Below are 19,082 nucleotides of genomic sequence, written 5' to 3'. Positions count from 1 at the left end.
ATGATGCCGATCTGGGGCACGTATAACGCGCCGGCAATGCCGGCCATCATGGCCGATACCACGAAGACGAAGAGCTTCATGTGTTCGACCCGATAGCCTAAGAAGCGCGTGCGGCTCTCGGCGTCGCGCACGCCCACAAGCACCTTGCCGAATTTCGAGCGGACGATGGCCGAAGACAGCATCAATGCCAGCGCCAGGAACACGGCCGTGATGGCGAAGAGTACGGCACGCGTGCCATCGGCCTGAATGTTGAAGCCGAGAATGTCCTTGAAATCCGTCAGGCCGTTATTGCCGCCGAAACCCATGTCGTTGCGGAAGAAGGCAAGCAGCAGCGCATAGGTCATCGCCTGCGTGATGATCGACAGATAGACGCCGTTGACGCGCGAACGGAAGGCAAACCAGCCGAACACAAAGGCGAGCAGGCCGGGTGCTACCAAGACCATGAGCATGGCGAACCAGAACTGATCGAAACCGTACCAGAACCATGGCAGTTCCTTCCAGTTCAGGAAGACCATAAAGTCCGGCAGGATCGGATTGCCGTAGGTGCCGCGCGAGCCGATCTGGCGCATCAGATACATGCCCATCGCATAGCCGCCAAGCGCGAAGAAGGCGCCGTGGCCGAGCGAAAGAATGCCGCAATAGCCCCAGACGAGATCGAGCGCCAAGGCGAGCAACGCATAGGTCAGGTATTTGCCGAACAGCGACATCAGATAGGTCGGCACATGTAGTGCGCTCGTTTCGGGCAACAGCAGGTTTGACAGCGGCACGAGCACGGCGACGGCAAGCAGGATGGCAATCGCGATGCTGATACGGCGGTCGAGCGAGCGAAGAAGAAAGGCCGTGATCATGCTTCCACCGCCCTTCCCTTGAGGGCGAAGAGCCCGCGCGGACGTTTCTGGATGAAGAGGATGATGAGGACGAGGACAAGGATCTTGCCAAGCACCGCCCCCGCGTAGGGCTCGAGAAACTTGTTGAGGATGCCAAGCGAGAAGGCGCCGACGAGCGTCCCCCAGAGATTGCCGACACCGCCGAACACCACGACCATGAAACTGTCGATGATGTAGCTCTGGCCGAGGTTCGGCGAGACGTTGTCGATCTGCGAGAGCGCCACACCCGCCATGCCCGCAATGCCAGACCCCACCGCAAAGGTGAAGGCGTCGATCCAGGAGGTGCGGATCCCCATCGAAGACGCCATGCGCCGGTTCTGCGTCACCGCCCGCATTTGCAACCCGAAGGCCGAGCGCTTGAGGAGAAGCAGGAACGCCACGAACACACCGAGCGCAAAGACGATGATCCAGAGCCGGTTCCAGGTGATCGAGAGATAGCCGAGGTCGAAGGAACCCGACATCCAGGAGGGATTGCCGACCTCCTGATTGGTGGGCCCGAAGATCGAGCGAACCGCTTGCTGCAGGATCAGCGAAATGCCCCAGGTGGCGAGCAGCGTTTCCAGCGGCCGGCCATAGAGGAAGCGGATGACGCCGCGCTCGATGACGAGGCCGACGGCGCCGGTGACGACGAAAGCGACCGGCAGGGCAATCGCCAACGACCAATCGAACAATTGGGGATAGGAGGTGCGGATGATGCTTTGAACGACGAAGGTCGAGTAGGCGCCGAGCATCACCATCTCGCCATGGGCCATGTTGATGATGCCCATGACGCCGAAGGTAATGGCAAGGCCGATAGCGGCGAGCAACAGCACCGAGCCGAGCGACAGGCCGTACCAAACGTTCTGCACCGCATCCCAGAATTTCAACTGCTCCTGGATGCCGGCAATGGCGGCAGCCACATCGGGCTTCAGGCTATCGTCGACGGAAACCGACGAGAGAATGCCGATGGCATCGCGGCCGCCTTCGGCCTTGATCGTCTCGATCGCCGCCTTCCTGTCTTCAACCGAACGGCCCGAGCCAAGCACGGCAACCGCTCTTGCGCGTTCAAGCACACCGCGAATGTCGGCGTCCTTCTCGCTCCGCAGCGCCGTCTCGACGGCGTCAAGCGAATCCGCGCTCGGCGCCTTCAGAATGGATTGCGCCGCCTCCAAGCGCGTCGCGCGATCCGGGCTCATCAGCGTCAGGCCGCCGAGAGCCGCGCGAACCGCACGCCGCAGACTATTGTTGATCTTGATCTTGGCGAGATTGTCCCTGGCTTCCTGACCGGTCGCCTGCCCGGTGAGCGGGTCCACCAGGTCCATCATGTCGCCCGAAGATTTGGCGATGAACACCTGATTATCGGATTTCCTGACATAAAGATCGCCATCCGAAAAGGCCTGCAATGCCGGTACGACTTTCGGATCGCCTGTCTTCGCAAGGGTTTGGACGATATCGCCAGCCTTCTGGAAATTGGCCCGACCGAGCGAATTGATGAGGCCATGGGCATCTTCCTGGGCACGAAGGCTTGTCGCCGTCAGCGTGAGCATCAGGCAAAAGCAGGCGGCCAGCGGCACGGCCATGCGGTAAATGAATTTGTCGAACATTGCGCTAGTCCCCTCACGCTGCCGCGGCCAGAAAAGCCTGCCCGCGGCGATCTTGCGCCGGCTGATATCAGGAGCCCTTGCCGCCGCACTTGCCTGTCGTGACGTTGAAGTTGCCGCAGTTCATCGGCATGCGCCAATCCGAGATCAGGTCCTTGCTGTCGGGCAGGTAGTCGGACCATTCCTTGCCGACCACCGCAGGGGTCTGCGACACCACGTCGAACTGGCCGTTTTCCTGCACCTCGCCGATCAGGACCGGCTTGGTGATGTAGTGGTTCGGCATCATGGTGGCATAGCCGCCCGTCAGGTTCGGTACCGAGACGCCGACGAGCGCGTCGATCACCTTGTCCGGATCGGTCGTGCCGGCCTTCTCGACGGCCTTCACCCACATGTTGAAGCCGATATAGGCAGCTTCCATCGGGTCGTTGGTCACACGCTTGTCGTTCTTGGTGTAGGCGTGCCATTCCTTGATGAAGGCGGCGTTGGCCGGTGTGTCGACAGACTGGAAGTAGTTCCAGGCGGCGAGATGGCCGACAAGCGGCTTGGTATCGACGCCGGCAAGTTCTTCTTCGCCGACTGAGAAGGCGACGACCGGGATATCCTCGGCCTTCACACCCTGGTTGCCCAGTTCCTTGTAGAAGGGAACATTGGCGTCGCCGTTGATGGTGGAGACGACGGCGGTCTTCTTGCCGGCCGCGCCAAAGGCCTTGATCTTGGAGACTTCCGTCTGCCAGTCGGAGAAGCCGAACGGCGTGTAGTTGATGATGATGTCTTCGTCCTTGACGCCCTTGGATTTCAGATAGGCTTCGAGGATCTTGTTGGTCGTGCGCGGATAGACATAGTCGGTGCCTTCAAGCACCCAGCGCTGCACGCCTTCGTTCTTCATCAGGTAGTCGACGGCAGGGATTGCCTGCTGGTTCGGGGCTGCACCCGTATAGAAGACGTTGCGCTCGGACTCCTCGCCTTCGAACTGCACCGGATAGAAAAGGATCGAATTCAGTTCCTTGAAGACGGGCAGCACCGACTTGCGCGACACCGAGGTCCAGCAGCCGAACACGGCCGAGACCTTATCCTTTTGAATGAGTTCGCGCGCCTTTTCGGCAAAGAGCGGCCAGTCGGAGGCTGGGTCGACGACGACGGGCTCGAGCTTCTTGCCGAGAACGCCACCCTTCTTGTTCTGCTCGTCGATGAGCATCAGCATGGCATCCTTGAGCGTCGTTTCCGAGATCGCCATGGTGCCGGATAGCGAATGCAGGACGCCGACCTTGATGGTGTCGTCGGCTGCGAAAGCGCCGTTGAATGCCGTCGTGGACATGATGGCGCCGAGCAGCGCGCCGGAGACGAGAGTCTTGAAATTCATCCGTGGTTCCCCTCTTTTTGTCTGCTGCAACGGCCGGTAAACAAGGATTGGCCGCTGGCTTCCGCGACTATCCGGCGCGCCTTTAGGAAACCACATACGTAAAATGACGTAGACGCCGGGGCGAAATGTGCAGCTCTGGGCACTCTCATGCCCTTAAGCGCGATATCGATCCATGTTACGACATCTGCCGACTGCCATGGTGACGATGGCGGGACTGCTGAAAGGTAAGCATGGCTGCGCGGCAACGCATCATTCCGGTAAGACGTGAATATAACCGCTGGGTCGCGAACCAGACGCTGGAAGACTACGCCCTGCGTTTCACCGCCAAGAGCGCGCGGCAATTTTCCTCGCAGCGTATCTCGCAAACCGCGATCGGTGCCATTTCCTTCCTGGCGCTGGAGGCGATCGGCGGCACGATCACCCTCTCCTACGGCACGACCAACGCCTTCTACGCCATCGTCGTCGCAAGCCTCGCCATGCTCGCCGTCGGCCTGCCGATCAGTCGCTATGCCATCCGCCACGGCGTCGACATCGATCTTCTGACGCGCGGCGCAAGCTTCGGCTATATCGGCTCGACCGTCACCTCGCTGATCTATGCCAGCTTCACCTTCATGCTGTTTGCGATCGAAGCCTCGATCATGTCCGGGGCGCTGGAGCTGACGCTCGGCATACCCGTATGGATCGGCTACATCCTGAGCGCCGTCATGGTGATCCCGCTCGTCACCCATGGTGTGCGCCTCATCAGCCGGTTCCAACTGCTGACACAGCCCTTCTGGATCGTTCTCAACATCCTGCCCTTCATCTTCATCGCCTTTGCCGACTGGGGAAAATTCGATCTCTGGCGGGCCTTTGCCGGCATCCATCATCCCGCAAGCGCGCCCGGTACCGCTGCTCCCTTCGATCTGCTGGAGTTCGGCGCCGCTTCCGCCGTCATTCTGGCGCTGATGTCGCAGATCGGCGAACAGGCCGACTTCCTGCGCTTCCTGCCGCCGGACGGCCACCGCAAATGGCGCCATCGCCTGGCCGTATTTCTGGCCGGACCCGGATGGGTCATCATCGGCGCACCGAAGCTGCTCGCCGGCTCCTTCCTCGTCGTTCTGACACTGACCTCCGGCGTGCCTGTGGGTCGCGCCGCCGATCCGGCACAGATGTACCTGACCGCCTTCGGCTACATGATCCCCTGGCACAATGCGGCGCTGCTATTGATGGCCACCTTCGTGATGATCTCCCAGCTGAAGATCAACGTCATGAACGCCTATGCTGGCTCGCTCGCCTGGTCGAACTTCTTTTCGCGGCTGACGCACAGCCATCCCGGCCGCGTCATCTGGCTCGTCTTCAACGTCGCCATCGCGCTCCTGTTGATGGAACTCGGCATCTACCGGCTGCTGGAGGAGACGCTCGGCATTTTCTCCATTATCGCCATGGCCTGGCTCTGCACCGTCTCCGCCGATCTCTTCATCAACAAATCGCTGGGATTTGCGCCTCCCGGTATCGAGTTCAAACGCGCGCATCTCTATGACATCAATCCGGTCGGGCTCGGCGCCATGGCGCTTTCGGCCACCATCGCTCTCATCGCGCATTTCGGCGCCTTCGGATCGATCGCGGCATCGCTTGCGCCCTATGTCACCCTGATCGTGGCATTCATCGCCTCGCCTGCCATCGCCTGGGCAACCAAGGGAAAATACTATCTCGCCCGCAAGCCGCGGCAGAGCTGGAAGAACCTGACCACTATCGCCTGCTCGGTCTGTGAGCATCCGTTCGAGCCGGAGGACATGGCCTGGTGCCCGGCCTATGCCGCGCCGATCTGCTCACTTTGCTGTTCGCTCGACAGCCGCTGCCACGACATGTGCAAGCCGAAGGCCCGGCTCAATACGCAGGTCGCCACCGTCGCAAAGACCCTGCTGCCCGAAAGCATCGTCGCAAAGCTCGCGACACGGCTCGGCCGTTATGGCATCGCCGTTGTCTTAGCGCTGACCGCCATGGGCGCGATCCTGGCGATGATCGCGCATCAGGTCGGTGCCGCCTCCCCCGAGACCGCATCCGTGGTCAACCGCACCATCCTGATCGTCTTCTTCGTCTTTGCCGTGATCGCCGGCGTCGCCTGTTGGTTCTATGTGCTTGCCCATGACAGCCGCGTGGTCGCCGAAGAGGAATCGTCGCGCCAGAACACGCTGCTCTTGAAGGAAATCGCCGCTCACAAGAAGACCGACGCTGCCCTGCAGGGGGCCAAGGAGGCGGCAGAGGCGGCAAACCGCGCCAAGAGCCGCTATGTCGTAGGCTTGAGCCACGAATTGCGTACGCCGCTCAACGCCGTGCTCGGCTATGCGCAAATCCTGGAGCGCGACGAGACCATTCCGGCGCCACGGCAAGCCTCGCTGAAGGTCATCCGTCGGAGCGCCGAGCATCTTTCCGGTCTGATCGACGGCCTGCTCGATATTTCCAAGATCGAGGCCGGCCGCCTGCAGGTCTATTCCAACGAGATCAACATCCAGGATTTTCTCGACCAAATCGTCGACATGTTCCATCCGCAGGCGCAGGCCAAGGGGTTGACTTTCGTCCACGAGCGCGCCGCAGCCTTGCCCGATTATGTCCGCACCGACGAGAAGCGGCTGCGCCAGATTCTCGTCAATCTGCTCTCCAATGCCATCAAATTCACCGATGCCGGAACCGTCCGCTTCGAGGTGGGCTACAGAAACCAGGTCGCAACGTTCACCGTTTCCGACACCGGCCGCGGCATCGCGGCAAAGGACATCACCCGTATCTACGAGCCCTTCCAGCGCGGCGAAGCCGACAGCATCAGGCCGATGCCCGGTCTCGGCCTCGGCCTTACCATCACGCAACTGCTGACGAACACACTCGGCGGGGAGATTTCCGTCACGAGCGAGAAGGACGTGGGCTCGACATTCAAAGTGCGCCTGATGCTGTCGGCCGTGATCCGACCGATGAAGCCGCCGGCGCAGGAGCAACGCATCGTCGGCTACGAAGGACCGCGCCGCACCATCGTCGTCGTCGACGACAATGAGGATCATCGCGAGTTGATGCGCGAGATCCTGTCGCCGCTCGATTTCATCGTGCTCACTGCCGCCGGCGGGCCGGACTGCCTGACGCTGATCGAGGGCATCAAGCCCGATCTGTTCCTGGTCGATATCTCCATGCCCGGCATGAATGGATGGCAGCTCGTCTCGCGGCTCAGGGAAAACGGCCAGACGGCGCCGATTCTGATGCTTTCGGCCAATATCGGCGACGCCGCCGCCGCGACTGATAGTGACGACAGTCATAACGACGCTATCTCCAAACCGGTCGACATCCGCCAGCTTCGCGACAAGCTCGCGCTGCATCTCGGGCTGAAATGGATCTATTCCGATGCCTCAACCCCTGCCGCGCCAAAGCCGCCCCCACCACTTAAAAGCCCCGGTATCGAGCATGTCCGCGAGTTGCTGCGGCTTGGCGAGATCGGTTACGTCAGGGGCATCGAGGCAAAGCTTGCGGATCTTGCCAAACTTGAAGAAAACAAGCCGTTCATCGACGCCTTGCGCGCCCATGTCCAGGCTTTCGATCTCGACGGTTTCCTGAACGTGCTTCGCAGCTTCGACACTGAAAAGGTAGAACAGATTGGCTGAGCCTGCCCTTCCCCGCGACATAGTCTTGCTGGTGGACGATTCACCGGAGGCGCTCGGCTTCCTGACCGACGCGCTCGAGCAATCCGGCTTCTCCGTGCTGATCGCCACATCGGGACCGGCGGCGCTCAACATCGTCGAGCGCATTACGCCCGATCTCATCCTGCTTGATGCCGTCATGCCTGTCATGGATGGTTTCGAAACTTGCCGGCGGCTGAAAGCCAATGCGGGCATCGCCCAGATTCCGGTCGTCTTCATGACCGGGCTCACCGAAACCGAGCATGTGGTGCATGCGCTGGAATCCGGTGGTGTCGATTATCTCACCAAGCCGATCAATATCGACGAACTGCGCGCCCGCATCCGCGTCCATCTGCGCAATGCGCGCTCGGCTCAAAGCGCCAGGGTGGCGCTCGATGCCGCAGGCCGTCATCTCCTGGCCGTCAAGGGCAATGGTGCCATCCATTGGTCGACGCCGCAGGCCACCCGCCTGATCAATGCCGCGACCGGCAGTGACGACGGCCTTGAGCTCGCCTCCAGGCACATCGCCGCCTTCATGCTGGAACGCGAGCGGCTCGGCCCTGCACGCGACAATCTTCTTTCGCTGAACAATGGCGGCCAAGCGGCGCTGCAATTCACCTTTCTCGGCGCCATCGGAGCCGACGAATATCTCTTTCGCCTGACGGCCACCAGCCAGCGTGCCGACGACGAAGCCTTGCGCCGGCATTTTGCGCTGACGCAGCGCGAATCCGAAGTATTGCTATGGCTCGCCAAGGGCAAATCCAACCGTGATATCGGCGAAATCCTCGGCCTTTCGGCCCGCACCGTGAATAAGCATCTGGAGCAGATCTATGTGAAACTCGGCGTCGAAAACCGGGCATCAGCGGCTGTCAGGGCCGCGCACGTCCTGCACGAAGCTTAAGGGAGTGGCCGCCAACTCATTCCTCGTTGAAAAAACGCTGGAGGGAGTTTGCAAGATCGACGGGATTTTCCTCCGCGACATGGTGGCCGCTTTCGATACCGTGGCCGGTGACATTCACCGCCCATGACCGCCAGATTTCTCTCGGATCACCGAAGAAATCCTCCAGATCGTCTCTCGTCGACCAAAGGCAAAGCAACGGGCATGTGACCCGCTTACCGGCAAGGCGGTCCTGCAATTCATCTTCCCGATCCACGGTCAATCCCGCCCGGTAATCCTCGATCATGCCATGGATCACCGCCGGATCGTGGATCGCCGCCAACAAGTCGTCATAGGCCTCTTTCCCCATGAGATCGGGGCGGATGCGGCTGTACCACGCCTGGGGGTCGGCATTGATCGCCTGCTCGGGCTTTTCCTTTTGCGCGAAGAAGAACCAATGATACCAGTCGCGCGCGAAACGCCAATCCATCCGCTCGAGATGCTCGATGATCGGAATGCTGTCGATCACGGAGACCTTGGTGACGATCTCGGGATGATCGAGCGCAAGACGGAATGCCACATAGCTGCCCCGGTCATGGCCTGCCACGCCAAAGGTACGATGTCCCAAAGCCTGCATCAGCGCCACACAGTCCAGCGCTTTTGCCCGTTTCGAAGAATAACGGCTGTCTTCGCTGTCAATAGGTTGGAAAGACTTTCCAAATCCCCTGAGGTCGGGACATACAATCGTGAAGTGAGGAGACAAGAGGTCGGCGACACGGCCCCATGTCATATGCGTTCGCGGATGGCCGTGGAGCAGCAGCAATGGCGGCCCGGAGCCGCCGTGGCGAACGCGCAAGAGGCCGGGACCAACGTCGATGTAATCCAATGCCATTCCGCTGAACAAATCGGGCTCCTTCGAATATTCGCTCGTTCGTACTTACGTTTGCGGCACCGGATTGTTCCGGCTTTGCTCGTCACGCCAATTTCCCGCGGAAACTCCAGCTCCGTCGAACGGAATCCCCCATATCGAGGCGAGGCCCGCATTCGGAATTCCTGCGTAGATGCATAGTGAAACAGACACGTCACGAACCCAGCAAGACAAGGGAGCGGCCTTGCCGAGTTCGTGACGCGCCTCAGGAGGTAGCTCACCAGCAAGCTGTATGAGCTGGAGGGGCCGGCGTTATCTCCCCTCGGGCTGTCAAACCGCAATGCGTGGAAATTGTTCCTAAGCGAGATGATTATCGAAGTCTCGTTTGCTGCTTTCCGGGAACGGCATGTTACTCCCGCGATCGCGGAGCAACGCTCTGCCTATTGACCTTTTGAAAGTTGGGCGGCGGACCGGGAGGTCTGCAAGCAATCGCCGCTTCCCCGCAGGAAGCGGGAGACCACGGTTCAGCCTCGCGAGAGGTGCGATGCTATCACTTCCCAATTGGCGGGTTTGGTGAAGATTGGCGTGGAGCGGAAAAATGCCGGTATCACGCTCTTGTCGTAGCCGGTGACAAACGCGAAGGGGATGTGCTTCATTTTCAGGAAGGCCGCCACCGGAAAGATCGCCTGCCCACGCAGATTAATGTCGAGAAGTGCTGCATCGAGACCGCCGCAGGCGCCTTCGATGGCATCAAATGCATCCCGGACTGTACTGACCGGTCCGACAATTTCAGCGCCCAGCCGCGCCAAGGTGTCCGCGGCGTCCACCGCGATGATTTCCTCATCTTCCACGACAAGGAAACGACGCCCTCCGATGATCGGGCTTGAGAAATGCGTCTTGGCCGCGATCAAGCAGAGAGCCTCCAGTTTCTCGGGAATGACCACACCTCGGCGATACATTCGCAATATATATCGAGCGAATTCGTCACGCTGATCATTTTGCAAAGTGAACCAGGGTTCGGAGCTTACGCGCTCAAATACGTCTTGGACGATCTTGAGATCTTCCGATCCCAAAATCCCGTGTGACAAGGCAAGCGATAACACGAGCACGTTTCCTTGTGCCGGAGGCATTCACGCACGAATGTTGTTTCATGTCCCTCTGATTGAATCAACGCTTAAATAAGAATCGAATGAACTTTATATCGCGAAGCGATCCATCGCCGTGTTTACAGTGCTCTCGGCTTGCTTCCGATCCTCGAAATGGCAGACGCAAATCCCCCTCGATCATACCACTTGCGCCAGGCACAAATGAGATTGCAGCGGCGAAAGCTCACATCCCAGGATAGGCGCTACCGCCCGCTTTTTCATGCCAAAGCGACCGCGTGAGTTCAGAACTACTGGAGCGGAGATTGCAAATCGACAGCGCCCTGCTCGCTTTCCTGAGAGGCGAAATCATATCGCAACCTCAATCCAGACCGGCGCATGGTCGCTGGTATGCGGCAACCCACGAATTGAGGTATCGACGCCCGCGCCCATCAAGCCGTTCGCCAGGGAGGGGCTGAGCAGGAAGTGATCGATGCGGAGCCCCGCGTTGCGCTGGAAAGCGTTCCGGAAATACTTCCAGAACGTATAGATACGCTGATCGGGAAAGAGCTCCCGGATCGCATCGGTCCATCCCTGCGCAACCAAATCCGCGAAAGCTCTTCTTACCTCCGGCCGAAACAGCGCGTCGTCGCGCCAGCGCTCGGGCGCATAGACATCGAGGTCCGTGGGCATGACGTTGAAGTCCCCGATAAGCGCGGCCGGCACGCCAAGATCGAGAAGCTCTCGCCCATAATCCTGCAGGCGTGTGAACCAACGAAGCTTATAGTCGAATTTCGGGCCGGGTGCCGGATTGCCATTGGGCAGATAAAGACAACCGACGACAATGCCGCCAATTGCCGCTTCGATGTAGCGGCTGTGCTGATCATCCGGATCTCCAGGCAAGCCGCGGCGTGTTTCGATCGGGTCGATATCGCGCGCCAGAATTGCAACGCCGTTCCAGCTCTTTTGCCCATGCCAAATAGCCCCATAACCGGCTTTTTCCAGTGCGCGGCGTGGAAACTTCTCGTCGGGAGCCTTCAGTTCCTGCAGACACACGATATTGGGCTGAGATTCCGCGAGCCACTCGAGCAGGATTTCGAGCCGGCCATTGATACCATTGATATTGTAGGAGGCGATCTTCATCATGGCTCGGCGCTTCGGAGCTTTCCCGCAATTGCAGCAAGGAAAACGCAGTCCAGGCCTAAAAGATGCAAGCGCAATAGCAATGGATCAACCGCATCCATAACAATCTCGGCTAGGAGATCCCGAGCGGCGCCCATGACAATGCCCAGGCACGCAAGCCATCCTCGGCCTCCATTCGAAAATTTCGTCAGATATTCGAAAGCTCCCCGGAACATTTGACCTTCTACGAAGTTCATGAAGTCGGCTTTATCCGCGACTGGGGAGAGGGACATGCGGAGATCTCGTTATCTAAGTGTGGTTTTTGGCGCCTCTTTTTCTGGAGTTGCCGTTCTTGCCGTCGGCGCCATTTCCGATCCGTTGCCGCCTGACACGACGTACAGGCCGCTACCGACGATGCCCTTTTCACAGGCCCGGGCGATCGACGAGGCTCAACAGCCCGCTGTCATGGAACGGCAGCGCATGCTGCTCGAACGGCGCTACGATCTTACGGACAAGCCGATGCCTGACGTCAAGATGTCTGGTGGCATGAAGCCGGTGCAAGACGGCGTTCGCGTCAAGCTCCCCGCGAACATCAGTTGGGATCAACTCGCAGCCATGAAGCCATCGGAGATCAGGGAGCGAAACCTGCTGCCGGAGGGGTTCCTGCCCTTGCCTCATGTCAAGCAGGCGGCCGGCGGCCAGGTTTTCCCAAATCGCGAAATCGATGAAATCCACGCTCAGGAGATGCGCGATCTGCGCCGTTTCGACGTCGATTTCGATCTTCCGGACAATTTCACGCCGGAGTTTCCGCCACCGATCTTCCTGACCACACATCCCGAACTCGGAGACGTCTCGCGAGGCCAGTTGCTAACGATCAAGAACTTCTACGAAATCATGAACGGCGTCATCACGCCGGTCCAGATGGAAGGACTTCGGCTGCTTCTGACCCCATTTCCGCAGGAGGAATTCAACCAGACCGAGGATCGCAAGGTTGCGGATCAGAGCACCGGCGTCGCCTGCCTCGACTGTCATTCCAATTTTCACACGAATGCTGCCTTTCATCTGACGCCCGACGTCCGGCCCCAGGCCGATCGGTTTCGCCTCGACACCACTAGCTTGCGTGGCCTCTTCAACCAGCAGATCCACGGATCCAAACGATCGCTGCGCTCAGTCGAAGACTTCAGCGAATTCGAGCAGCGAACGGCCTACTTCAACGGCGATCATGTGAGCGCGACACGCAAAGGCGTCAATCTCCCCGACCGACCCAATCAGGTCGCGATGATGGCTCAGATGCAGAACATCATCGATTTTCCGCCGGCACCCAAACTCGATCCGTTCGGACGGCTGGATCCGGCGCTCGCCACACCGCAGGAACTGTCCGGCGAGCGGATATTCATGGGCAAGGGAAGATGCGCCGAGTGTCATGTGCCGCAGACAGCGTTCATGGACAACAATATGCACGACCTGAAGCTTGAACGCTTCTACAAGATCGGCCAGGTTTTCAACGATTTCGTCACGCTGCCCGATGGTCCCATCAAGACCTTCACCTTGCGCGGCATCAAGGATTCTCCACCCTACCTTCATGATGGCCGCTTGCTGACGCTTGCCGATACCGTCGAGTTCTTCAATCTCGTCCTGGGAGTGAAGCTGACGGAGCAGGAAAAGAAGGATCTCGTCGCCTATATGCTGACGCTGTGAGGACAAAGGAGAAGCGCATGTGCCGTCATGTTATCGTTGCTCTCAGCGCACTGCTGTTGCTTTCGGGCACGGCCGCCGCCCAGATCGGCAATCCAGCGGGAATGGGTGTCGACACGAGAATGGCAAAGCCGGGCGTTCCGGCTCCCAACCAGACCAACAATCAAGACCGGCTGTTCGCCCAGCTTGCAGCCGCAGGTGGGCTGGCCGAAGTGGAGTTGGGCCGTATGGCGGGCCAGAAGGCCAGCGCCGATGCCGCAAAGCAATTTGCCGACAGGATGGTTCAGGACCATAGCGTTGCCAACGGGAAGCTCAAAAATCTCGCCGATGCCGCAAAGATCCCGCTGCCGACAGAACTTGATGCCGACCATCAGGTGGTCCGCGACCGCCTGGACAAGCTGAGCGGCGAAGCTTTCGACAGAGCCTATATTGCGGCGCAGATCGTCGATCATCAGAAGACCGCGCAACTTCTGGCATGGGAAATTTCCTTCGGCGAGGATGCAGAAATGCAGCGTCTGGCCGGATCGATGCTACCGACCGTGCTCGATCATCTCCGTCAAGCACAGGAGATCAATGCCGCTCTGACCGGGGCCGGCATCCGATTTCTTCCGGAAGCCATGGCGGCAAACGCGCACCAGCCCTAGCACGCGATCAGCTAGCGCTCTGCACTCTCGGCTCGAAGCGACGCTGTGCATCCCCGTATGCCTGGATTGAAGGAGGACGCAAGCCGGCATATGGAAGCATGCCGGCCCGTCAGCTACATGTTCGCGAGCTTGTTCACGGCGGACGATATGCTTCGTCCGCAACCGCATGATCAGGCGACCTTCTCTTCAGCTTCGATCAGCTTGGATATCTTGGCATCCGGTGAACCATTGCCGATGGCAATCCGACGCGGCTTCATCGCTTCGGGAAGCTCTCGTTTCAAGGCTATCGTCAGAAGCCCATTCTTGAGCGATGCGGTCTCGACCTTCACGTGGTCTGCCAGCTCGAAGCGGCGCTCGAAACCCTGCGCACCGATGCCGCGGTGCAGATATTCGCCCTCTTCGGGCTCCTTGGCCTTCGTCCCTTTCACGACAAGAACGTTACGGTCCTGCGTGATATCGAGTTCGCGGTCGGCAAAGCCGGCGACCGCCATCGAGATGCGGTAATCATCTTCACCGAACCTGACGATGTCATAGGGCGGCCAGCTATCGATGGCGTGCAGGCGCTGAGCATTGTTGAGAAGATTGAAGACGCGGTCGAAGCCGATGCTCGACCGGTAGAGGGGAGCGAAGTCGAATTCGTTTCTCATAACCATATCCTCCGTAAAGCAACATGGGAGATAGAGGCGCAGCCTAAGCTGAACCTCCGGTATGCCAGCCCCCTTTGGGCAGCCGGCCTATTTCGATCTGGTTCTGCATTTTCCGGCCTTCAAGAGGTGTGTGCGGAAAAATTTCGGCACTGAAGCGCAGGGGTACAAGCGCTCATTGAAGCTTGAACTCACCGTCGACATTGCGCCATTCGTTCGGGCCAACCAGACGGCGATGGGAATAGCGAACGGAATGCAGCGGACCATCGAGATTGGCCTGCCAGAAATCAAGGAACTTGTGCATTTCTGGAAAGTCCGGCGCCAGATCGTAATCCTGCCAGACATAGGTCTGCAACACGGATTCGAAATCGGGAATATGATAGAGGATATGTGCGGTCGTCAGTCCGTAGCCGTTCAGCTGGCGTTCCAGATCGGATGAAAATCGCATGTCTCATCTCCATTTCACGTCAGTTTAAAGATCGCGCGGATTTTTGCACCAACCCACGCTCTTCTTCAACGCGGAAGAGCAGTTTTCCGTTCCTTTTCAGTTTGTTAGCAGCCATCCCGCCCGGCTGCTAATTTTTTCTTTTCTCCCTCTTGAAATCGCAAAATCGCAAAAATAAATCTTCCCGCGCGAGCGCTCGATGGAGGCTCGCGCACCCGCCCGGACCGGTCATCCGATCCGGCCAGGGGAACAACGTCATCTTTTTTGTCCAACGGAGGAAAACATGTCGTTCCGACCGCTTCATGATCGCATTCTCGTCCGCCGCATCGAGTCCCAGGAAAGGACCAAGGGCGGCATCATCATTCCCGATACCGCCAAGGAAAAGCCGCAGGAAGGCGAAGTCATCGCCGTCGGTCCCGGTGCGCGCAACGAGGCGGGCCAAATTCAGCCCCTCGATGTCAAGGTTGGCGATCGCATTCTCTTCGGAAAATGGTCGGGCACGGAGATCAAGATCAACGGTGAAGACCTGCTGATCATGAAGGAAAGCGATGTCATGGGAATTATCGACGCCCAGAGCGAGCAGAAGCAAGCCGCCTGAGGCATCCGCGATCAGAAACCATCAGTCAGATAGCTGCCTATTGAGGAGTTAAAGAAATGGCTGCGAAAGAAGTCAAGTTCCACAGCGACGCCCGTGAACGCATGCTGCGAGGGGTCGATGTACTGGCGAATGCTGTGAAGGTTACGCTTGGGCCCAAGGGTCGTAACGTCGTGATCGACAAGTCCTTCGGCGCTCCGCGCATCACCAAGGACGGCGTTTCCGTCGCCAAGGAAATCGAACTGGAAGACAAGTTCGAAAACATGGGCGCCCAGATGCTGCGTGAGGTCGCCTCGAAGACGAACGATCTCGCCGGTGATGGCACCACCACCGCAACCGTTCTCGCGCAAGCGATCGTCAAGGAAGGCGCCAAGGCAGTCGCCTCCGGCATGAACCCGATGGACCTGAAGCGCGGCATCGATATCGCCGTCGATGCTGTGGTCAAGGAACTGAAGATCAACGCCCGCAAGATCACCAGCAATTCCGAGATCGCCCAGGTCGGCACGATTTCCGCCAATGGTGACGCCGAGATCGGCCGCTATCTTGCCGAGGCAATGGAAAAAGTTGGCAATGAAGGCGTCATCACGGTTGAAGAAGCCAAGACCGCCGAAACCGAACTCGAAGTCGTCGAAGGCATGCAGTTCGACCGCGGCTATCTCAGCCCCTACTTCGTAACCAATGCCGACAAGATGCGCGTGGAATTCGAGGACCCCTATATCCTGATCCACGAAAAGAAGCTCTCGAACCTGCAGGCCATGCTTCCGGTTCTCGAAGCCGTCGTTCAGACCGGCAAGCCGCTTCTCATCATCGCTGAAGACGTCGAAGGCGAAGCTCTTGCCACCCTCGTCGTCAACAAGCTGCGCGGCGGCCTCAAGATCGCTGCCGTCAAGGCTCCGGGTTTCGGCGACCGCCGCAAGGCCATGCTGGAAGACATCGCCATCCTCACCGGCGGCACCGTCATTTCCGAAGATCTCGGCATCAAGCTCGAGTCCGTCACCCTCGACATGCTCGGTCGCGCCAAGAAGGTTTCGATCGAGAAGGAAAATACCACCATCATCGACGGCGTCGGCTCAAAGTCCGATATCGATGGCCGCGTTGCGCAGATCAAGACTCAGATCGAAGAAACCACCTCCGACTACGACCGCGAAAAGCTGCAGGAACGTCTTGCCAAGCTCGCTGGCGGCGTCGCCGTCATCCGCGTCGGCGGCTCGACGGAAGTCGAAGTGAAGGAAAAGAAGGACCGGGTTGACGATGCGCTGCATGCGACCCGAGCCGCGGTCGAGGAAGGCATCCTGCCTGGCGGCGGTGTGGCCCTTCTGCGCGCCATCAAGGCACTCGATGGGCTCTCCACACAAAACGATGACCAGCGTGTCGGCGTGGACATCGTGCGCCGCGCCATCGAAGCCCCCGTTCGTCAGATCGCGGAAAATGCCGGTGCCGAGGGCTCGATCATCGTCGGCAAGCTCAGGGAAAAGAGTGACTTCTCGTTCGGCTGGAACGCACAGACCGGCGAATATGGCGATCTCTATGCCCAGGGCGTGATCGATCCTGCCAAGGTCGTGCGCACGGCTCTTCAGGACGCCGCCTCCGTTGCCGGCCTCTTGGTCACGACGGAAGCCATGATTGCGGAAAAGCCGAAGAAGGAAACGGCACCTGCAATGCCGGCCGGTGCAGGAATGGACTTCTAACAAGTAGCGGCGCCCGCCCGCCTAATAATGGGGCGGGCTCCTGCAGCGGAGATCACCATGGTTCAGACGATCATCAAACGGTCCAATGCGCCGCTGGATGCGCGTGATCTGGAACTTTGCCAGCGCGTGTTTGATGAGATCCGGGCAGCAGCGGATATCCCGCGCCAATCGGAAGAAGGCGAACGCATCGCCGCTATCGTGATAGAATTATACCGCCAGGGCGTCAGGAATCCGGAGCAGCTGAAAATATTGGTTCAGGGTGCGCGCGGCATGCCCATGGAGGCGGAGAAACGAGCTGAAACTCCATAATGTGGCAAGAGCTCACCGACCAGACATCGATGGAGTCAGATATGAGAAAGGAAACCGACGATATCACAGTAAGTCACCAATCCACTGCAATCAACTCAGCGCATTTGTTGTATCCTGCGCGACATTTTGCTCATCCGCGCGATGTTCTGACGGCAGAGCACATCGCCAAGGATCACAAGCGCGCCATACTCGCGTCCTGGGCTTCTGACATATTTGCGATCGAATCGATGCCGGGCTTCCGGCGCGTTCCAGGTGCGGACCATATCGTCTCCTATGACGATATCATTGCCGCCCTGAAGTCCTTGGATGACTGCCAGGACATGCTATCGCCGCGCTCTACGGCAGCAGATAAACTCCATCGTCATAAATCACGGCTGCGCCATTTTGCCGACCGTTTCGTTTCCAGCGGCCTACGAAAGGAAGGGCGCCGCGGTCGGATATTAGAAGTCTAGACTTCCACCCTTGTAAACGCGTGCCTGTTTAGGACGCGGTCACGATTTTTGCCGTCCATTCTTTGCTCTTATGAGGAGGTTTTGCCGATGAAGATCGCCCAGATTGCGCCGCTCGCCGAAAGCGTTCCGCCGAAGCTTTATGGGGGTACCGAGCGCATCGTTTCCTATCTTACCGAAGAACTTGTCGCGCAGGGTCACGACGTCACGCTTTTTGCCAGTGGCGATTCCGTTACCGATGCGCGCCTCATTGCTTGCTCGAACGTTGCCCTTCGGCTCAATCCCGCCGTTAAGGATCACCTTCCACACCAAGTACTGATGCTGGAGGAAATCCGCAGGCGAGCAGACGAATTCGATGTCCTGCACTTCCATATCGATCTTCTGCATTTTCCATTGATCAGGGAGTTTGCCGACCGTACCGTGACGACGCTGCACGGGCGGCTCGATCTGCCGGATCTGAAACCCTTCTATAGCGCTTTTCCCGATATTCCGCTGGTTTCGATCTCCAACCACCAGCGCCTTCCGATGCCGCCGGTAAATTGGGTCGGAACGGTTCATCACGGTCTTCCAAAGGATATCCTTCCATTCACGGCGGCGCCGAAGGGCAACTATGTGGCCTTCCTGGGACGAATATCCCCCGAGAAACGCCCGGATCGCGCGATCCGCATCGCGGCCAAGGCTGGTATGCCGCTGAAGATCGCCGCCAAGATCGACAATGCGGATAAGGCTTACTGGGACACCGTGATCGCACCCATGGTCAAGAGCCATTCAAATGTCGAATTTATCGGCGAGATCAACGAGGATCAGAAAGCAACCTTTCTTGGCAATGCCGGAGCGCTGCTCTTCCCGATCGACTGGCCTGAACCCTTCGGGCTTGTGATGATTGAAGCCATGGCCTGCGGGACGCCGGTTATCGCCTTCCGCTGCGGGTCGGTTCCAGAGATCATTGATGAGGGGATTTCGGGCGTGATCGTCGACAATGTCACGGAAGCTGCCGAAAATATCGAATGGGCGCTCCGGCTTGATCGACGGAAGGTAAGGGCCGCGTTCGAAAAGCGCTTCACGGCGGAACGCATGGCGCGGGATTATCTTGCCATTTATCGGCAATTGCCGGGCACGCGGACAAAGACAGCTCCCCTTCGCCGCGCTCATGGGCAGCCGCTTGATCTGCAGGTCGTGGCGTAGCCGGTTGGGGGCATGAT

17 protein-coding genes are annotated in these 19,082 nt (G+C 59.0%); 9 read left to right on the top strand and 8 right to left on the bottom strand.

All coding sequences use genetic code 11. The features are described 5' to 3' along the window. The 3 genes from urtC to urtA form a co-directional block, all read right to left on the bottom strand. On the bottom strand, positions 1 to 848 hold an 848-nt coding region (gene urtC / locus C7U61_RS04535), incomplete at its 3' end, for an urea ABC transporter permease subunit UrtC (protein WP_106996971.1). Next, the gene (gene urtB / locus C7U61_RS04530) at positions 845 to 2,470 is read right to left on the bottom strand and encodes an urea ABC transporter permease subunit UrtB (RefSeq protein ID WP_106996970.1); all 1,626 of its coding nucleotides are present in this window, start codon (positions 2,468 to 2,470) and stop codon (positions 845 to 847) included. The genes urtB and urtC, both read right to left, overlap by 4 nt. A gap of 67 nt (positions 2,471 to 2,537) precedes the next feature. Beyond that, entirely contained in the window at positions 2,538 to 3,827 is a 1,290-nt protein-coding gene (gene urtA, locus C7U61_RS04525; RefSeq protein WP_106996969.1) for an urea ABC transporter substrate-binding protein, read from the bottom strand. A gap of 230 nt (positions 3,828 to 4,057) precedes the next feature. On the opposite strand from urtA, the gene C7U61_RS04520 reads away from it, so the two are divergent. Together C7U61_RS04520 and C7U61_RS04515 are read left to right on the top strand one after the other, a co-directional pair. Next, a complete protein-coding gene (locus C7U61_RS04520) occupies positions 4,058 to 7,447 on the top strand; it encodes an ATP-binding protein (RefSeq protein ID WP_106996968.1) in 3,390 nt (1,129 codons plus the stop codon). Next, complete coding sequence (locus C7U61_RS04515) at positions 7,440 to 8,363, top strand: response regulator transcription factor (RefSeq protein ID WP_106996967.1); 924 nt, start codon at positions 7,440 to 7,442, stop codon at positions 8,361 to 8,363. The genes C7U61_RS04520 and C7U61_RS04515 overlap by 8 nt, the downstream gene beginning before the upstream one ends. 16 nt (positions 8,364 to 8,379) lie before the next feature. On the opposite strand, the gene C7U61_RS04510 is transcribed toward C7U61_RS04515, so the two are convergent. The 3 genes from C7U61_RS04510 to xth form a co-directional block, all read right to left on the bottom strand. Continuing rightward, positions 8,380 to 9,243 carry an alpha/beta hydrolase gene (locus C7U61_RS04510; RefSeq protein WP_106996966.1) on the bottom strand — a complete coding sequence of 288 codons (864 nt, stop codon included), beginning with the start codon at positions 9,241 to 9,243 and terminating at the stop codon, positions 8,380 to 8,382. 488 nt (positions 9,244 to 9,731) lie between these two features. Continuing rightward, positions 9,732 to 10,310 carry a hypothetical protein gene (locus C7U61_RS04505; protein WP_106996965.1) on the bottom strand — a complete coding sequence of 193 codons (579 nt, stop codon included), beginning with the start codon at positions 10,308 to 10,310 and terminating at the stop codon, positions 9,732 to 9,734. A gap of 348 nt (positions 10,311 to 10,658) precedes the next feature. Beyond that, positions 10,659 to 11,432: an exodeoxyribonuclease III gene (gene xth, locus C7U61_RS04500; protein WP_106996976.1), complete on the bottom strand. Its 774-nt coding sequence runs from the start codon at positions 11,430 to 11,432 to the stop codon at positions 10,659 to 10,661. Positions 11,433 to 11,702: 270 nt separating this feature from the next. Between xth and C7U61_RS04490 the strand changes: the two genes are divergently transcribed. Both C7U61_RS04490 and C7U61_RS04485 read left to right on the top strand, forming a co-directional pair. Next, positions 11,703 to 13,109 carry a cytochrome B6 gene (locus tag C7U61_RS04490; RefSeq protein WP_106996963.1) on the top strand — a complete coding sequence of 469 codons (1,407 nt, stop codon included), beginning with the start codon at positions 11,703 to 11,705 and terminating at the stop codon, positions 13,107 to 13,109. 17 nt (positions 13,110 to 13,126) lie between these two features. Beyond that, complete coding sequence (locus C7U61_RS04485; RefSeq protein WP_106996962.1) at positions 13,127 to 13,750, top strand: DUF4142 domain-containing protein; 624 nt, start codon at positions 13,127 to 13,129, stop codon at positions 13,748 to 13,750. 170 nt (positions 13,751 to 13,920) lie between these two features. Here C7U61_RS04485 and C7U61_RS04480 read toward each other — a convergent pair whose 3' ends face one another. Further along, positions 13,921 to 14,397 (bottom strand): Hsp20 family protein, encoded by a 477-nt coding sequence (locus C7U61_RS04480; RefSeq protein WP_106996961.1) that lies wholly within the window; start codon positions 14,395 to 14,397, stop codon positions 13,921 to 13,923. A gap of 172 nt (positions 14,398 to 14,569) precedes the next feature. Further along, on the bottom strand, positions 14,570 to 14,842 hold the full coding sequence (locus C7U61_RS04475) for an usg protein (protein ID WP_106996960.1): 273 nt from the start codon (positions 14,840 to 14,842) through the stop codon (positions 14,570 to 14,572). Between the two features lie 280 nt (positions 14,843 to 15,122). Between C7U61_RS04475 and C7U61_RS04470 the strand changes: the two genes are divergently transcribed. The 5 genes from C7U61_RS04470 to C7U61_RS04450 all read left to right on the top strand — a co-directional run bounded on the left by C7U61_RS04470 (position 15,123) and on the right by C7U61_RS04450 (position 19,065). Next, on the top strand, positions 15,123 to 15,437 hold the full coding sequence (locus C7U61_RS04470; protein ID WP_106996959.1) for a co-chaperone GroES: 315 nt from the start codon (positions 15,123 to 15,125) through the stop codon (positions 15,435 to 15,437). 56 nt (positions 15,438 to 15,493) lie between these two features. Beyond that, positions 15,494 to 17,122, top strand: coding sequence for a chaperonin GroEL (groL, locus tag C7U61_RS04465; protein ID WP_106996958.1), 1,629 nt, complete (start codon positions 15,494 to 15,496; stop codon positions 17,120 to 17,122). 57 nt (positions 17,123 to 17,179) lie between these two features. Continuing rightward, on the top strand, positions 17,180 to 17,431 hold the full coding sequence (locus C7U61_RS04460) for a hypothetical protein (protein WP_106996957.1): 252 nt from the start codon (positions 17,180 to 17,182) through the stop codon (positions 17,429 to 17,431). A gap of 41 nt (positions 17,432 to 17,472) precedes the next feature. Next, on the top strand, positions 17,473 to 17,883 hold the full coding sequence (locus tag C7U61_RS04455) for a hypothetical protein (protein WP_106996975.1): 411 nt from the start codon (positions 17,473 to 17,475) through the stop codon (positions 17,881 to 17,883). 87 nt (positions 17,884 to 17,970) lie between these two features. Further along, the gene (locus C7U61_RS04450) at positions 17,971 to 19,065 is read left to right on the top strand and encodes a glycosyltransferase family 4 protein (RefSeq protein WP_106996956.1); all 1,095 of its coding nucleotides are present in this window, start codon (positions 17,971 to 17,973) and stop codon (positions 19,063 to 19,065) included. The last annotated feature ends 17 nt before the right edge of the window (positions 19,066 to 19,082 follow it).

This window comes from Rhizobium sp. JAB6 (genome assembly GCF_003024605.1).
Classification (GTDB): Bacteria; Pseudomonadota; Alphaproteobacteria; order Rhizobiales; family Rhizobiaceae; genus Rhizobium.
Note: the sequence above shows the minus strand (reverse complement) of the source record. Positions and strands in the feature narration are given on the sequence as shown.

Coding starts and splice junctions, on each gene's coding strand:
- urtB (WP_106996970.1), bottom strand. CDS start 2,470: ATGTTCGACAAATTCATTTACCGCATGGCCGTGCCGCTGGCCGCCTGC.
- urtA (WP_106996969.1), bottom strand. CDS start 3,827: ATGAATTTCAAGACTCTCGTCTCCGGCGCGCTGCTCGGCGCCATCATG.
- C7U61_RS04520 (WP_106996968.1), top strand. CDS start 4,058: ATGGCTGCGCGGCAACGCATCATTCCGGTAAGACGTGAATATAACCGC.
- xth (WP_106996976.1), bottom strand. CDS start 11,432: ATGAAGATCGCCTCCTACAATATCAATGGTATCAATGGCCGGCTCGAA.
- C7U61_RS04490 (WP_106996963.1), top strand. CDS start 11,703: ATGCGGAGATCTCGTTATCTAAGTGTGGTTTTTGGCGCCTCTTTTTCT.
- C7U61_RS04485 (WP_106996962.1), top strand. CDS start 13,127: ATGTGCCGTCATGTTATCGTTGCTCTCAGCGCACTGCTGTTGCTTTCG.
- C7U61_RS04480 (WP_106996961.1), bottom strand. CDS start 14,397: ATGAGAAACGAATTCGACTTCGCTCCCCTCTACCGGTCGAGCATCGGC.
- C7U61_RS04475 (WP_106996960.1), bottom strand. CDS start 14,842: ATGCGATTTTCATCCGATCTGGAACGCCAGCTGAACGGCTACGGACTG.
- C7U61_RS04470 (WP_106996959.1), top strand. CDS start 15,123: ATGTCGTTCCGACCGCTTCATGATCGCATTCTCGTCCGCCGCATCGAG.
- groL (WP_106996958.1), top strand. CDS start 15,494: ATGGCTGCGAAAGAAGTCAAGTTCCACAGCGACGCCCGTGAACGCATG.
- C7U61_RS04460 (WP_106996957.1), top strand. CDS start 17,180: ATGGTTCAGACGATCATCAAACGGTCCAATGCGCCGCTGGATGCGCGT.
- C7U61_RS04455 (WP_106996975.1), top strand. CDS start 17,473: ATGAGAAAGGAAACCGACGATATCACAGTAAGTCACCAATCCACTGCA.
- C7U61_RS04450 (WP_106996956.1), top strand. CDS start 17,971: ATGAAGATCGCCCAGATTGCGCCGCTCGCCGAAAGCGTTCCGCCGAAG.